13 protein-coding genes and 3 pseudogenes are annotated in these 15626 nt (G+C 59.8%); 13 read left to right on the plus strand and 3 right to left on the minus strand.

Features of this window, described 5'->3' with window-relative positions:
- Nucleotides 1-9: 9 nt before the first annotated feature.
- The 12 genes and pseudogenes from B0E49_RS16325 to B0E49_RS16380 all read left to right on the plus strand — a co-directional run.
- Nucleotides 10-555 carry a DUF2889 domain-containing protein gene (locus B0E49_RS16325; RefSeq protein ID WP_077563368.1) on the plus strand — a complete coding sequence of 182 codons (546 nt, stop codon included), beginning with the start codon at nucleotides 10-12 and terminating at the stop codon, nucleotides 553-555.
- 31 nt (nucleotides 556-586) lie between these two features.
- On the plus strand, nucleotides 587-1666 hold the full coding sequence (locus tag B0E49_RS16330; RefSeq protein WP_077563369.1) for a CaiB/BaiF CoA transferase family protein: 1080 nt from the start codon (nucleotides 587-589) through the stop codon (nucleotides 1664-1666).
- A 63-nt stretch (nucleotides 1667-1729) separates the two neighbouring features.
- Nucleotides 1730-2944, plus strand: coding sequence for an MFS transporter (locus B0E49_RS16335; protein WP_286138070.1), 1215 nt, complete (start codon nucleotides 1730-1732; stop codon nucleotides 2942-2944).
- Between the two features lie 130 nt (nucleotides 2945-3074).
- A pseudogene (locus B0E49_RS20340) lies at nucleotides 3075-3206 on the plus strand (acyl-CoA dehydrogenase family protein); the annotation flags it as partial.
- Between the two features lie 296 nt (nucleotides 3207-3502).
- Nucleotides 3503-4027: an ABC transporter permease gene (locus B0E49_RS16345; protein WP_286138073.1), complete on the plus strand. Its 525-nt coding sequence runs from the start codon at nucleotides 3503-3505 to the stop codon at nucleotides 4025-4027.
- A gap of 430 nt (nucleotides 4028-4457) precedes the next feature.
- Nucleotides 4458-5360, plus strand: a complete 903-nt coding sequence (locus B0E49_RS16350) for a TauD/TfdA dioxygenase family protein (protein WP_077563375.1) — start codon at nucleotides 4458-4460, stop codon at nucleotides 5358-5360.
- An 11-nt stretch (nucleotides 5361-5371) separates the two neighbouring features.
- On the plus strand, nucleotides 5372-7078 hold the full coding sequence (locus B0E49_RS16355) for an AMP-binding protein (RefSeq protein ID WP_077563377.1): 1707 nt from the start codon (nucleotides 5372-5374) through the stop codon (nucleotides 7076-7078).
- Nucleotides 7079-7080: 2 nt separating this feature from the next.
- Nucleotides 7081-8691, plus strand: a complete 1611-nt coding sequence (locus tag B0E49_RS16360; protein ID WP_077563378.1) for a GMC family oxidoreductase — start codon at nucleotides 7081-7083, stop codon at nucleotides 8689-8691.
- Between the two features lie 130 nt (nucleotides 8692-8821).
- Nucleotides 8822-9373: a thiamine pyrophosphate-binding protein gene (locus tag B0E49_RS16365; protein ID WP_077563380.1), complete on the plus strand. Its 552-nt coding sequence runs from the start codon at nucleotides 8822-8824 to the stop codon at nucleotides 9371-9373.
- A 19-nt stretch (nucleotides 9374-9392) separates the two neighbouring features.
- Nucleotides 9393-10022: a thiamine pyrophosphate-dependent enzyme gene (locus B0E49_RS16370; protein ID WP_168175076.1), complete on the plus strand. Its 630-nt coding sequence runs from the start codon at nucleotides 9393-9395 to the stop codon at nucleotides 10020-10022.
- Between the two features lie 240 nt (nucleotides 10023-10262).
- Nucleotides 10263-10418, plus strand: a complete 156-nt coding sequence (locus B0E49_RS20755) for a hypothetical protein (protein WP_217349257.1) — start codon at nucleotides 10263-10265, stop codon at nucleotides 10416-10418.
- A gap of 137 nt (nucleotides 10419-10555) precedes the next feature.
- A pseudogene (locus B0E49_RS16380) lies at nucleotides 10556-10905 on the plus strand (integrase core domain-containing protein); the annotation flags it as partial.
- Nucleotides 10906-10969: 64 nt separating this feature from the next.
- On the opposite strand, the gene B0E49_RS16385 reads toward B0E49_RS16380, so the two are convergent.
- Genes B0E49_RS16385 through B0E49_RS16395 form a run of 3 tightly spaced genes read right to left on the minus strand, consistent with a single transcriptional unit; the run spans nucleotide 10970 to nucleotide 13639 of the window.
- Nucleotides 10970-11785, minus strand: coding sequence for an ABC transporter permease (locus tag B0E49_RS16385; protein WP_168175077.1), 816 nt, complete (start codon nucleotides 11783-11785; stop codon nucleotides 10970-10972).
- Nucleotides 11786-11795: 10 nt separating this feature from the next.
- Nucleotides 11796-12635 carry an ABC transporter ATP-binding protein gene (locus tag B0E49_RS16390; RefSeq protein ID WP_077563387.1) on the minus strand — a complete coding sequence of 280 codons (840 nt, stop codon included), beginning with the start codon at nucleotides 12633-12635 and terminating at the stop codon, nucleotides 11796-11798.
- Nucleotides 12626-13639, minus strand: coding sequence for an ABC transporter substrate-binding protein (locus B0E49_RS16395; protein ID WP_077563389.1), 1014 nt, complete (start codon nucleotides 13637-13639; stop codon nucleotides 12626-12628). Before B0E49_RS16395 ends, B0E49_RS16390 begins: the two co-directional genes overlap by 10 nt.
- Before the next feature lie 789 nt (nucleotides 13640-14428).
- On the opposite strand from B0E49_RS16395, the pseudogene B0E49_RS20345 reads away from it, so the two are divergent.
- Nucleotides 14429-15329, plus strand: a pseudogene (locus B0E49_RS20345) (IS630 family transposase).
- Nucleotides 15330-15626 lie beyond the last annotated feature (297 nt).

Here is a 15626-nt window from a genome sequence, read left to right on the forward strand (position 1 = left end):
GCAAACATCATGCCCCTTCCTGCGCCTACCCACCGCGACGAGCTCCACCAGCGCCAGCTTACGATGAAGTTCTGGCGGCGTTCCGACGGGCTTTTCGACGCGGAAGCCCATCTGGTGGACACCAAGCCGATCATGTTTCGGCGCCTGATTGGTGAGCCACTGGCTCCAGGTGCGCCGCTCCATGAAATGTGGCTTCGCATTGTCATGGACGAAACCTGTCTGGTCCGGGAAGTGGTTGCCGCGTCCGACGTGACGCCGTTTCGTTTGTGCCAGGAAGCGACTGCTTCGCTCTCCGTTCTGGTTGGCGCGCGCATCGGCCCGGGATGGTCCAGAACTGTGCGAGAGCGGCTGGGAGGGACCGCCAGCTGCACGCACCTGGCTGAGCTCATGCTTCCTCTGGCGACCACCGCTCTGCAGGGGTTGATAGGGACGGCGCCGCACCTACTGGAGAAGCTGGGGCCTGACGGACGGTCACGGCACATCGATTCGTGCTATGCATTTGCAGCCGAGCGGGACGTGGTCAAGACCCTTTGGCCCCAGCACCACGTGCGCTGATCTCTGAACGTGCAAAGAAAGCAGATCACCCATGAGCGTACTGTCCGGAATTCGCGTTCTTGAGCTGGCTGGCATCGGGCCTGTGCCCTGGTGCGGGATGCTCCTGGCGGACATGGGTGCCGACATCATCCGCATCGAGCGCCCCGGCACTGCTTCAGACATGCAGGATTCCACGAAGCGAGGCCGCACGTCCATTGAACTCGACCTCAAGACGCAGGAAGGCATTGAGACGGTACTGAAGCTCGTTGCGGCTGCCGACGTCCTCGTCGAAGGCATGCGGCCAGGATCCATGGAGCGACTTGGCCTGAGCCCGGCGACCTGCTTGGCTGCCAACCCTGCGCTCGTGTTCGCCCGGGTCACGGGCTGGGGACAGAATGGCCCTCTTGCGGCTCGGGCCGGCCATGACATCAATTACATCGCGCTGAGCGGGGCTCTGCATGCCATCGGCCGTGAGCGCCCGGTCCCGCCCCTGAACCTCGTCGGTGACTATGGCGGCGGTGGGGCGTTCCTTGCGATCGGATTGTTGGCTGCACTTCTCAAGGCACGGCAGAGTGGGCATGGCGATGTGGTTGACGTCGCAATGATTGATGGGGCGAGCAGCCTGTTGACGCTGCAGTACGGACAACTGGCCACAGGCGACTGGCGTGACGACCGAGGCTCGAATGCGCTGGACGGCGGTGCGCCCTGGTATGACGTCTATGACACCAAGGATGACCGTTATGTAGCTGTGGGCGCCATGGAGCCACAGTTCTACGAGCAACTGCTTGCCGGACTGCAGCTGACGAATGACGCCGTTCCGAACCGTGCCGATCGTGCGAACTGGCCAGCGATACGAAAGCTGTTTGCCGCCAGGTTCGCGGAACGCACCCGCGATGAGTGGAGTGCAATCTTTGACGAAACAGATGCATGTGTATCCCCGGTCCTGTCGATGACTGAGGCGCCTTGCCATCCACACAATGTTGCACGCGGCACCTTTGTTAGCTGGAAAGGTCATCCTGTGCCTGGCGCGGCGCCGCGGTTTGCTGGCGTTGCCCGGGCGATCGCAGGTCCGATCAAACACAGAACCGGCGAGCAGGCGCTAGCGCTTTGGATGTGTTCTCGCGCCGGGTAACGAGCCAGTGGAAGCAGCACCGGTTGGAGGGCAGTCTCGGCACTTACCACTCGGGAGCGGCGCATGTTAACCCGCGCGCCGGACGCGCATCGGGCCGGGGGCGCGATGCCTGCTCTCGCAGTCGCCGCCATCGCCTTTGCAGAGTTGCTTTGCACCTCGATGTGGTTCAGCGCCAATGGTGCGGGGTCCGAGCTGCGCGTCGCCTGGGGCCTCTCGGTAGCCGATATCGGCTGGCTGACGAACGCAGTGCAGATGGGTTTCATTGCCGGCACTCTGGCCATTTCCCTTTCAGGCATGGCGGACCGGTTCGCCGCTAGCCAGATCTTTGCCTTCTCGAGCCTGCTTGGCGCGCTGGCCAACGCCGCGTTCGCGCTGCTCGAACCCGGCCTTGTTCTCGCGCTGGCGCTACGCTTCATAGTCGGTCTTTCGCTCGCCGGCATCTACCCCTTGGGGATGAAGCTGGTCATGAGCTGGACACGTCGCGACACGGGCAGCACACTCGCCTGGTTGGTCGGCATGCTGGCGCTTGGCACCTCCCTGCCGCATGCCATCCGCGCCTGGGCTCCCGGTATCCCGTGGCAGCATGCGGTCGCGGTCTCCTCGGGACTCGCCGTCCTTGGCGGACTCATCGTGCACCTGATCGGGGACGGACCGTTCATTGGTTTTCGCGTCGCGCCGCAGCCGCCGGCCCGGGGCAGTGTTCTGCGCGCGTTCAAGATCCCGGCATTCAGAGCTGCCGCCTTTGGCTACTTTGGTCACATGTGGGAGTTGTATGCGTTCTGGACCCTGGCGCCCTTCCTGCTGGCCGGCGCGCTGCAGCAGCATGATGGCGGATCGGGCGTCTCGGTGGCGAGCTTCGCAGTCATCGCCATCGGCGCCGCTGGTAGCGTGGCCGCCGGCTACGCTGCCAAGGCGATCGGCAGCGCGCAAGTGGCTGCAGTTGCACTGGGAGTGTCCGGCGCATGCTGTGTCCTGTACCCGTTGCTTTCCGACTCTCCGACTCCCCCGCGGGTGGCGGTTCTCGGCGTGTGGGGTGTCGCCGTGATTGCGGATTCGGCTCAGTTTTCGAGTCTTTCCGGAAAGGCTTGTCCGCCGGAATGGCTGGGGAGCGCACTCGCCATACAAAACGCGATCGGTTTCGCAGTCACGCTCGCGTCGATCGCTTTAGCCATGGCTGCCTTCCCGTTCATTGGCGACCGGGTTGTTTGGGCGCTGGCGCCGGGACCTGTGCTGGGTTTACTGGCGATGCGGGGGCTGCTGCGTCGCCAACACGATTGATCTCATTGCGCACGGGGGGCGGGGGCGTCGACGGCAGCTAACGTTCTGGCGCAACAGCGCCTGAGCGCTAGTTCTGAGTCTGTGCTCCGGCGGCGTCCGCAGGGCGCCGCTCTGGGTTCACCCGCTGCACCTCGACAACGTGCAGGTCCCGGCGGCCGCCATCATCGGCGGCAAGCCCGGACAGGGCTTCAAGACGGCGATGAAGGTGCTCGATCGCGGGCGTCTGCATATCTCGGCGGTAGCCGGCGGCATGCCGCAGCGTCCTGAAGCGATCGCACCCTGCGGGTTTCCCGATGGGGTGATCTTCATCCGACAGGTAGTCGGCGGCAAAGCACCATGTCAGGGCTTGTTGGTCCAGCGGATCGGCCTGCGGCAACGCATGGGGTTGCCTACGTTTATGCGTCACCCCAGGCTGCGTAAACCTGAAAGCATCCCAAATGTTCAAATTGAAATTCAAATCGTGGACACCCATGAATCGCTTGAAACTCGCGTCAGCATTGGCTTTGCCGTCTTGCTGGCTCATTTAAACCGGACACTACTGGATCCGTCGCAGAAATCATTGCAGGCCTCACCCTCGCCGCGTTCCCGACCGTCGACGTCATGCTGAATCCCATCGTCAGCGGATTGAACAGCATCCCACGGGTCGCCCTGGCGCCGTTGTTCATTCTCTGGTTCGGAATCGGCATCGAGTCGAAGACGATCGCGGGAATCAACCTGGTGTTCTTCATCCTGCTGATTACGACCCGGTCGGGCCTCAAGAATGCAGACCCGGATCTGCTGGTGAGGTCGCGAATGATGTGCGCTAACACCACACAGACATTCGTCAAGGTGGTCCTGCCGATCTCGCTTCCATCGATCTTCTCGGGGCTGCAGCTGGCGGTCATCTACTCCCTCTTGGGCGTTGTCGTGGCCAAAATGATCGCTTCGCAAAATGGGCTGGGAGTGATCGTCGCACAGTACACCCAGACTTTCGCGATCAATGAGACGTTCTCCGTGCTGCTGATCCTGGGCGCCCTGTCGACCTCGCTCGTAGCGAGCGTCGCAGCCGCCGAGCGCTACGTGCTTCGCTGGCAATCAGCGTAAGCGGCTCCAAACCCGAATCGGGCAATTGGCTCACGGGGACTGGTATCCCCATGCCATCGTCGACGCTGGCGTCGCCTCTCACGCGGTGGATGAGGCGATGTCCCGCGTCGGCAAGCCCGCCACGTCTCTTCTACGAGAGCAGTTTGATCGGTAAACCCGGGAACTGTCCACCCAATGACAGTGCGCCGCATTGACATTGCTTCGATGTGCAGATGCTCCAGCAAAATGCCTGCACTTGTTCACTAGGAAAGCCATGACCACAGCAGCGTTCGCAGATCGAAGTGCAATTCGCAGGTCGAGCAACGAGGTGCTGGCCTTCTGCTTGAGCAAGCAGGCGCTCCCACTGGTTGGTAGTGAAAAGCTCTTGCGGACACATGACACGGTGTGTCCACGTTCGTAGTTCCTTCAACAGAGACAGAAAGGATTTTTCATGGACTATAAGCACTTCAAGGTCAAGAAGGCCTCAACCCGGATCGGCGCGTACATCAGCGAGGTGAACTTCAACGAGGTCGAAGACAAGGAGGTCTACAAGGAGCTGCGAAAGGCCGTTAACGACTTCGGCGTCGTCTTTGTGCGAAAGCAACCTCTCACGCCGGAGGCGTTCGTGCGATTGGGCTGCGAATTCGGGAAGCTCGAAAGCTCGCATCCGGTGTTCGGCTCTCCCGCGGAGCACCCCGAGATCCAGCTCATCACCTACGACCCGGCTGCGCCCCTCCCGGCGGAGACGGGCACATGGCACACGGACAACACCTACAACGCGATTCCCTCTGCCTACACCTTCCTGCGCGCAGTGGACATTCCGCCTTTGGGAGGCGACACGCTCTGGGCAAGTAACGCCGCGATCTACGAAGACCTGCCCGAGCCGATGCAGGAGATGCTCTCGCGATTCGTCGCTCGTCATGATCTGTTCTGGCGGCTGCGCGAGATGAACTACATGGCAAGCAAGAGCACGTCGGAGGACGAGCAGAAGTTGTCGAAGCGCGTCGCCGACCATCCGATCGTGATCCGTCACCCCGTGACCGGGCGGGCGCAGGTCTTTGCACACCGACATTTCACGAACTTCGTTCACGGCGTCCCCGAAGAGGTGAGCACCACCCTGCTCCAGTACCTGTTCAACATGGCCAAGCGCCCCGACTACCAGGTGAGGCTCACCTGGGAGCCTGACATGTTAACGATCTGGGACAACATCGCCACGCAGCACTATGCGACGCAGGATTACCACCCCTATCCGCGCGCGATGATGAGAATGGTTGCCGCGGGTAGTTCTCGTCCGCAGCCGCTGGACTCAACGAAGCTGTACCCGAGTTCCGCTGCGGAACTCGTTGCTGCCTGAGTCCTGGAGGGATGATGATCCCCTTCGGAGAGGAGGAAACGATCGGAACGGCACTGCGCCGGGCCGCCGACGTCTTCGGGGAGCTGCCGCTGGTGGAAGCACCCCCGAACCCGAACCGGGACTACCACACGCTGGGGTACGAACTCACGTACCAGGACGGTGCGTTGGCCGTCGAAGAGCTGGCTCGTCAATACGTGGCGGCGGGGTATGGCCCGGGACATCGCGTGGGGCTTTTCCTGGACAACCGACCCGAGCACTTCGTCCACAAGCTGGCGCTGAACGCGATCGGGGCTTGCTGCGTTCCCGTGAACCAGGAATACCGGGCCTCGGAACTTGCGTACCTGATCGACCACGCCAAGCTTGACCTCATGGTGCTGCTGTCGATCCGGCGCACGGCTGTCGAGTCCACGCTGATGATGACGTGTGAAAAGCCAGTACTGGTGGACATTGGTCAGTTCCAGCCCTCGCTGCGATCCCCGCGCCGGCGACGTGGGACGGACGCTGTCCGCTCTAGCACACCGGCCAGCATTCTGTACACGTCAGGCACCACCGGTCGGCCGAAAGGTTGCGTTCTCTCCCACAGGTATGAGCTGGCTGCCGGGGCGTGGTACGCAAACCGTGGGCACCTGGCCGAGGTTCGAGGGCGTAGCGAGCGCCTCTACAACGCGCTGCCGCTTTACCACGTCAATGCCTCGGTCCTGTCGTTCTTCTGCATGCTGCTGACCGGCGGCTGCCAGGTTCAAAGCGATCGCTTCCGGCCGTCGCGTTGGTGGCAGGAGGTGAGGGAATCCCGTGCGACCATCATCCACTACCTCGGAGTGATCGTCCCTCTCCTGCTCAATCAGCCGGAGTCCGACCTGGATCGGATGCACGCCGTGCGCTTCGGTTTCGGGGCGGGCGTCGAGCCGCAACTGCATGCGCAGTTCGAAGAGCGGTTCGGCTTTCCCCTGCTTGAGATCTGGGGCATGACCGAGATCGTTCGCGTGCTTGCCGACAACGTCTCACCGCGTTGTGTCGGCTCACGTGCATTCGGGAAGGCCGTACCAGGGTTGCAGGTGAAGGTGATGGACGACGCAGGCCACGAAGTGGGCGTTGGCGTTCCCGGAGAGATGGTCGTACGCCATTCCGTTGCGCAGCCGCGCAAAGATTTCTTCACCGAGTACCTCGACGATCCTGTGGCAACGGAATCTGCCTGGAGGAACGGCTGGTTCTACACCGGGGACGTCGTGGTGAAAGACGAAACCGGTATGCTGCACTTCGTCGACAGGCGCAAGAACATCATCCGCCGGTCCGGCGAGAACATCGCCGCCGCCGAAGTGGAAGCACTGCTGCTGACGCATCCGCTGATCGAGCACGCTGCCGTCCTCGCCGTGAAGGACGAATTGCGCGAAGAAGAGGTACTGGCTTGCGTTGTCCTGAAGGCGGGAGTGCGCGCGCAGGTTCTGGACAATGCGCGTCGGACGGAAATCGCGTCGGACGTCCATGATTTCTGCCGCGAAAGGCTCGCTTACTATAAGGCGCCCGGATGGATCCTCTTCAAGGAGGAGATTCCGAAGACGGGCACCCAGAAGATCCAGAAGCACAACATCCTGTCGAGCCGGGACGATCCGCAGCACGAGCCAGGGATCGTGGATTTGCGCGACCGCAAGAAGCGGGCACCGATGAACACCGCCGGTCGAGACACTGCTGGCGCGAACAACCTTCAACTCAAAGCGTGAACATGAACACGACCTATGACTACGTGATTGTCGGAGCAGGCTCGGCCGGGTGTGTGCTCGCCAACAGGCTCACCGAGGACGGGCTCTCCAAGGTCCTGCTGCTCGAGGCGGGTCCAGAGGATCGCTATCCGTGGATCCATGTGCCGATCGGATATGGCAAGACGATGCATCACGAGAAGTTCGATTGGCGCTTCTGGACCGAGCCTGATCCGTCCCTGAATGGCCGCAAAATCAATTGGCCGCGGGGTCGGACGTTGGGGGGATCGAGCTCAATCAACGGAATGATCCACGTGCGCGGGCAACCGGAAGATTTCGACGAGTGGGAGCGGCTCGGGGCGACAGGATGGAACAGGCGCGAGGCATTGCGCTATTTCGTGAAATCGGAGCGGAACTCGCGCGGAGCCAGTGAACTGCACGGCGGGAACGGGCCCCTATGGGTGTCGGATGTTCCCAACCGGGGCGAGCTCGGCGACGCATTCATTCGCGCTGCGATGAGGCTGGGGATTCCGCCGAACCACGATTTCAACGGTGCAGTGCAGGAAGGTGCAGGGTACATCCAGATCACGACCCGCAACGGCCGGCGCTGCTCGACGTCGGTGGCCTACCTGCGGCCGGCACGCAGCCGTCCGAACCTGACTGTGCTGACCGACGCGCACGCAACAGCGGTGACCTTTGAGGGACGGCGCGCGACGGGCGTGCAGTGGAGAAGGCACGGCATCGAATCGGCCGCCTCTGCCGCAAAGGAGGTGATCCTCGCAGCGGGTGCGCTGCAATCGCCGCAGCTGCTGCAGCTCTCCGGAATCGGTCCTGCAGCTCTGCTGGCAGAGCATGGAATTCCGGTGATCGCCGACGTGCCCGGGGTTGGCGAGAACCTGCAGGATCACCTCGCATTTCGGCTGGTGTACAGATGCACGAAACCGGTCACTACGAACGACGAACTGCATACGATCTGGTCGAAGGCTCGAACCGGATTGCGTTACCTGCTCTTCAGAACCGGGCCGCTCGCGGTTGGCGTCATGTCGGCCGCGGCCATGACTCGACTGCTGCCCGAGTCGAAGACGCCCGATATCCAGGTCTTCCTGAGCACGATAAGTGCGCCCGAACGTGGCTCGGTTCCGCATCCCTTCCCAGGGTTCACACTCCTGTTCTACCCGATGCGACCAACGAGCCGCGGGCGACTATGGATCCGCTCGCGCGATCCGATCCAAGCGCCGGCGATGTGCGGGAACTACCTCGCGACAGAGTACGACCAGCGACTCACCGTGGAAGGCGCGAAGCTGGTGCGGCGCCTGGTGTCGACGTCCGCGCTGTCACCCCTCGTCGCGGGAGAACTCCAGCCGAGTGCCGCCGTGTGCACAGACGACGAGTGGCTCGAAGCAGCTCGGCAGTACGCCTTCTCCGCCTACCATCAATGTGGGACATGCCGCATGGGCTCCGATGACCTCGCAGTCGTCGATCCGCGTCTGCGCGTGCGCGGCGTCGCCGGGCTGCGAGTCGTCGACGCGTCAATTATGCCGGCGATCGTGTCGGGCAATACGAACGCAGCGACCGTCATGATCGCCGAGAAGGCGGCCGACTTGATCCGCGAAGACGCAAGGATCTCTCCGGTATGAACCCTGTCGTTCCACGAGGACAGAGCGTCGATGGAACTGTCCACTCGATGACATTGGTGCAAATTCGATGCGCTCCGGCCCGGGGGTTTTGCATCAGAATGGGTGACATTTCATTCACAGGAGAATTCGCATGAGCGTTACCGGGTGGGGCGGCCCAAGCGATGCTCTTGGACCCAGCGCAAGCGGCGTTTGCCTTCGACTGAAGGCAGCGGGAGTTAGCGATGTGGTGACTGTGCCGGACTTCGTGCAGTTCTCCGTACACGAGCGCCTGCAGAGTGGCGCCGACGGAATCCGGCAGATCTTCACCTGCACAGAGGATCAGGCGATCACAACAGCAGCGGGTCTCTATCTGGGTGGACGCCATCCGATCCTGATGGTGCAGAACCAAGGGTTGCACAAAGGATTGAACAGCCTGCGCGCAATATGCATCGACGCACGCATTCCGTTGGTGTTTCTCGTCGGCCAATTCGGCCGTGAACAGGAAAACATGGGGCATTCCACCCGGGAGTCGAAGCGCAACGTCGTGCGCCTGACGGAGCCGATTCTTGACGCATGCAACGTTCCTTACTGGGCGCTTGATGACGACAATCAACTGGCGTCCCTGGATCACGCGTTGGCTCACACAAACAAGGCCGGCGGCGCTGCAGCGGTTCTGGTTGGACGCTACACAACGTGGGCTTGACGCTCGGAAGAATTACACTATGAACCTGATGGAAGCCTGCGGCGCGATTTCCGCTACCAGAAATTCGCATGCACCTCGTTCGGTGCTTGTCTCGACGATGTCTGCGATGTTCGCATTCGACGAGCTGGGAGATAGGCATCGGCGAATCGACTCGGTTCCTCTGATGGGCGGAGCCGTGTGCCTCGCACTGGGGATCTCGCTTGCGCGCCCCGACATCCCCGTCATTGCCGTCGATGGCGATGCCAGCCTTCTCATGGAACTGGGCGGGTTGGTGAGCGTTGCGAGCGCTCGTCCCGCCTGGTTGATCCACGTTGTCATCAACAATGCAGTCCAATTCAACGGTGCAGTCAACATGACGAGACCTGGCTGCTCCCCCCGGTGCGAGTTCGCGGCAGTCGCTTCCGCCGCCGGGTACACGCGGAGTTTCACTTTCACGAGTTTTAGTGCACTCCAGGCCGCGCTGCCGAGGCTGCTCACCGAGCCGCAGCTTGTTATGGTCGAACTGCAGATCGAACCCGATGCCCAGAGCATCGGTGCTGATCGGACACAACCGTACGTGCCCGATGATCAGTTCGACCGGATGCGCAATGCCATACCCGTTCTTCGCGCCGCATTGTCGAATGACCACCACCAGAGTGAGAGGGGATGAAGCTCTCCACTGTTAGCGCCGATTGAATATTGCCCTACCCTTGGAGTGAACCCCTGCAGCCGGACCAGAGGGAGAGGATGAACTGATACGCTGGCTGGGCCTTCAATAAAAGGAGAAGGTCATGCCATCCAGAGGTCCGTACCGGCGTCATTCGCTGGAGTTCAAAATTCAGCTGTGTCAGGAGATTCGAGGCGGCGCGATGCATAAAAGAAGTACACGCTGTCAGCCAACCTGATCCAGATGTGGCTGACGCAGTACGACCGTGGCGAGCTCAGTTGCAAAGAGGCCGAGGCGTCTGTCGTCGCTGAATACGAAGCCAAGATTGCGGCACTGGAGCGCAAGGTCGGCCAGCTCACCATGGAGCTGGTCAAAAAACTCCACGCCTGCGCCTCGTGAGCGACACGATCATCACCCAAGCCTGCTCCATCCGACGGAGGTGCCAGGTGATCTCTGCCGCACAGCACCTTCTACTATCGCCCTGTCGCCGCCAATGGCGGCCTGAACGACGATACTGTGCTGAAGCTCATTGAACGCACCCGTTGGCGGTGCGTACCGACAACGGCCCTGAGTTCACCCGCAAGGCCTTCATGGCGTGGGCGCAAAGCCACGGCGTGAGCACATCCTGATCGAGCCGGGACGTCCAATGCAGAACGGCTACATCGAGAGCTTCAACGCAAGGCTGCGCGACGAGTTCCTGAACGAGCACTGGTTCGAGACGCTGCACCGGGCCAGGAGCGCCACATCGATCTGGCGGCAGTACCACAACGAGGTAAGACCTTACGGCAGCATCGGACGCATCCCGTCGGCTCGGTTCGCCGAGCTGCATCGCCAGCGCGCTGGCGATGCAGCTCGACCCGTTTCAACCACCATGCAGATCGATTAACCTTGCAACTGGCAAAGCAAACTGTCCGAGAAACCGCGGAAAAACCCAGAAGCCCAGAATCTCACTATGGCATCTGCCAGCGAAGTACGTAGGCTTCAATAGCTGTAATTGCTGCTGCAAGCGCCGTTGACAATAGCCCGAGGATGATCAGAACAGCGAATGTCTCGTTAATGGCGAAGGTTTGAGTGTACTGGGCAACGACGACGCCGAGGCCTCTTTGTGAGGCAATCATTTCGGATACAACCACACCGAGTAGCGAGTAGATTACTGCAAGCTGCAATCCTGAAAATATCGAAGGAAGCGAAATGGGAAGCACCACCTTCATAAAAGTCTGGAACGTACTGGCGCACATCATGCGTGACATTGTTAAGAGATCGACGTCGGCGTTCTTGAGGCCCGATCTCGTCGTAACTAATAGGATGAAGAAAACGAGGCTGACGCCGACAAATGCCTTGGATTCGATTCCGATTCCGAACCATAGAATGAACAGCGGCGCAAGAGCAACCCGTGGGATACTGTTCAAACCGCTTATGATTGGGTCCAAGATCGCATCCATCGTTGGTAGTGCCGCCAACGACAGGCCGGCGATGACGCCGGCCGCTGACCCAATCACGAAAGCCAGTAGTGTGGCCGCGATAGTAGATCCGGCATTCGCCCAGAAGTTATTGTCAGCGAGTTGATGGACCAGAGCCGTTAGCACCAAACTCGGCCGCCCGACATATCGCTGATCGACGTAGCCAGCTCTCGCAGCAAACTCCCAGAGCAGGCACAGTGCAACGATGACAAGCGCACGCGCGAAAAGAATATAGGTGCGCGAACGAGTATGTCGTTTCCCCGAAACCGGGGCACTATACGTAATGTTTTCCGAATCTGTCTTCATAGTACTCTTCTCAAGAGAATAGGGCTTCCCTGACGCGGTGACGGATATCCCGAAACTCAGGCACATCAATCAAGTCAGCAATGTTGCGCGGCCGAGGAATGACGACGGGCTGGTCTAATGAAATGCCACGCCCCTTGCTCAGTACTACAACGCGGTCTGCCATACTGATGGCCTCGTTGATGTCGTGCGTGACGAGAATCACCGTCCTGCCGCCGCCTTCGCATAGCTGCAGGAATTTCGGCTGCAACTCTTCTTTCGTCTGCGCATCCAACGCTGCGAATGGCTCATCGAGGAGCACTAGATCTGGATCAATGGCGAGTGTTCTGGCAAATGCCACTCTCTGGCGCATTCCCTGCGACAGCTGATTCCTGTATTTTCCTTCGGAGCCGATAAGCCCGACCTGGGCCAACCAATCCTTCGCGCGGCTTAGCCGAGCACCTTTGGATACACCGCGCAATTCCAAGCCGAAGGCGACGTTGTCAAGTGCCGTACGCCATGGCATAAGCGCATCCCTCGCCGACATGTAGCCGGTGGATAATCGTGGCCCCTTTATACGTTGCCCAGCGATTGAGATCTGTCCGCTCATTCCTGGAAACTGCCCGGCAACTAAATTGAGCAGTGTTGTCTTTCCGCACCCACTAACACCGACCAACGCAACAAATTGGCCTTGCGGGATGGCCAGATGAATGTCTTTTAGAATAAGCGTGTCACCATATCCATAGTGCACCCCTTCGATTTCGACCATGGCTTTAGATTCATCAGCAATCGGCGAAACAGCCGCCAGATGCAATCTGGACTCAACCCTAGTCGACACCCAGTCACCAGTATTCATAGCAGGTTTTATTGACATGGGGTTAATGCGTAGGAGGTTATGGGTTGGTTGACGATGCCCTTATTTATCAACAACTCGTTCGCGTTGCTCATATTTTCAGGCGTGAAAAGGCCCGTCTGACCTTCACCAACAGCCATGTGAGGTAGCATTGCTTTGAGTGAAGCGGCTAAGACTCCAGGGGGATATCCGGGCAGCCGCTTCTCTATTGCAGCTAATGTGGGTTGAAAGTTCTCGGACACATTCATCCATTCCATGCTCTGCCGCACTGCTCGGCAAAAGGCCTGCACAACTTGAGGATTCTTCTCCGCATAGTCTTGAGTGGTTGCAATGTGAGTCGTAAAGAGCCATTTCAAGTGAGGAGGGAACTGGCTTGCGGGCAAGATTTCCTTGTACGACCCGGGCTCCATAGCGTCGAGAGTTTGAGTCATAGGTGGAAGCGATATGTAGGCGTCGATGGTTTTTGCATTAAAAGCTGCAATCGCGGTCGGCCCACTGCCGACGCCAATCAAGGTGACATCCTGCCCGACGCTCAGTCCAGCATCCTTTAGCATACGCTCAACGACGGCTGCCACATGTGATCCCAAAGCAATAACGCCAATGCGCTTGCCACGCAGGTCCAAAATGGGCGCGGGATACGGTTTCCCCGCATTGGGCGTCGCCAAACTGGCGAGGCCAATCAGACTGAGGTAGTTGTCCTTCCAGACGTTAACCACGCCTCTTATTTTGAATCCCTTTGCAACTTGCGGAAAGGTTACTAAGGGGCCGCCACCGTCAACGAAGGGTGTTGAGCCACTGAGCAACGAAGAAACCATTGCGGGGCCACTGCTAAAAGGTATCATTTCCACATCGACACCATTGCTCTTGAAGAATCCTTTAGCGTCGGCGACGAAAAACGGGGCATCGGTTATGCCGGTATAGTAGCCCATTTTCACTTTCGTCAGATCGGCGGCACTGGCTTGAGCGGCCGTCAAAGCAACAAAGCACAGTGTGGCGACGAAACGCAAAAAATAACAATAAATCATGATGACTTTCTTATGTTAGCGGTTCACTGGATTGTTCACGCAACGGAGAAATTTCCGGAATTGCTTGTGGTGTACTGTGAGCGAAATACATTCCATTCCTCAAGAGGAAGGGAGAGCCGTCGCACGGGTCAAACCGGGCCATCGGGTGGTGCAGTTGGGCTGTTCGCACTGATAGGCCAAGTCTGGACTTACGGAAAAAATCTGACCCACCTTATTGACCTTATCGCTGCCAACCGCGTTTCGGAGCAGGCACTCGCCGTCGGAAAAGGTCGGATAGCGCTTGCGCAACGCAAGCGGCACCGGCTCCAGAACGGGAAGCGTCAGCTCGATTTTCAGCGTGCTGTCCCTCGCTTCTTGTCCAGCAGATCCGGCTGCACGTGCGCCAACAAACGACCATGGTAGATTTTCACAGGAAGCATCCCGACAATGCCTCGCCGACTCACTTTCATACATTAAAGTAAGCTTGCAGGCATTGGGTCCGACGCTATCGTTTGAGGGGGGGCTCCAATATGTCAAACTCATTCGAACTCTCCAAAATGGACACAAATAGATGATGGGGGAGCCGCTGCCGTCCGACACGCATGCTCTCATGCGAACTGTCGCAGCTGAGACAGTTCTTGAAAGATCCTCCGGCTACTTGCGGTTGGCCCGTGTACTTCTCACCAAAGTCAACGGGGTCGACCGCCGCGCCGGAGACGGTCGAGGAACTGTTGACATTTCCGTAAATCATGACAACCGTTGAGCAACTTGATCGTTATATCTCCAGTAGCATTATTGGAGAATATTGGCGTGATGCAAAAACGATTGAGCGAGGCAGCGAAGAAGCGATTGAAGGCGGGTCGGATGCTGCTGGCAGGCAAGAGCTGCGCCGAGGTGGCCTTGGCTGTGGGGCGGCCCGGCAGACCGTGTACACATGGAAGCGGCTGCTCGATGTAGGTGGCATTGATGCCCTGCGAGAGGTGCCCGAGCGGGGGCGCCCGGAAGCGTGTGGGAGCTGTCATCGAACGCATGCACGGCGTTCGCTTTGGCCAGACGCAGGTCTGGCGCATCCTGGGCGCACTCGGCCTCGGCCCGCAAAAGCCCGAGAAGCGGGCTGTCGAACGGGATGAGGTGCCGTGTGCAGCTGGAAACGACGCGCTTGGCCCAGTCTTAAAAAAAAGCCCAACGAGAAGGCCGGCTGATTGTCTTTGTAGACGAGTCCGGCATCAGCGGGCGCCCGACCCGGGTACGCACTTGGGCCCCCAAGGGGTACACGCCCAGCATCCAGTTTCACTTCAACTGGACGCACGTCTCGGTCATCGCGGGCCTGACGCGCACCAACTGCCTGTTCCGGCTGCACGAGGGCAGTATCAAGAAGGAAGAGATCGCCCGATTCCTTAAAGCGCTCAAGGCCCACTTGAAGCAGCCGCTGCTGGCCATCTGGGATGGCTTGAAAGCACATTGCAGTCGTTTGGTGCGCGAGTATCTGGGCAGCCTGGCCGGACACATCCAGATCGTATTCCTGCCATCGTACGCGCCGGACATGAACCCTGTGGAGTACCTGTGGGCCTGGCTCAAACGCCATGCCCTGGTCAACTACCGCCCCAACAACCTGAGCGAGTTGCACGCGACCGCGCGCAACAAGCTCAAGAGTGCCCAGAAGCGCCCTTCGATCATCGCCGCTTGCTGGATGCAGGCTACGCTTTGGTGATGTCATGAATTATGGAGGTCTCAATAAGATCGGATCTCGCGGATCAGTCAGCAGCAGCATCAAGCGCGCAAGCCCTTGATCCCCCGGCCGAGCACATCGCAAGCCATCGCCTCCGCACCCGGTTTGTGCCCCTACATAACCGCCCTGGCCGATAGCAGTTGTCGACTCGGATCGAAGGCCGGATGCGCACCGACAAGGTCATGGTCGCCTTCGTGGGCGAGTTTTCGCGCGGCAAGTCGGAGCTGATCAACGCGATTTTCTTTGCCGGCTATAAACGGCGCATCATACCAGTCGCAC

It is taken from the genome of Polaromonas sp. C04 (genome assembly GCF_002002705.1).
Classification (GTDB): domain Bacteria; phylum Pseudomonadota; class Gammaproteobacteria; order Burkholderiales; family Burkholderiaceae_C; genus Rhodoferax_A.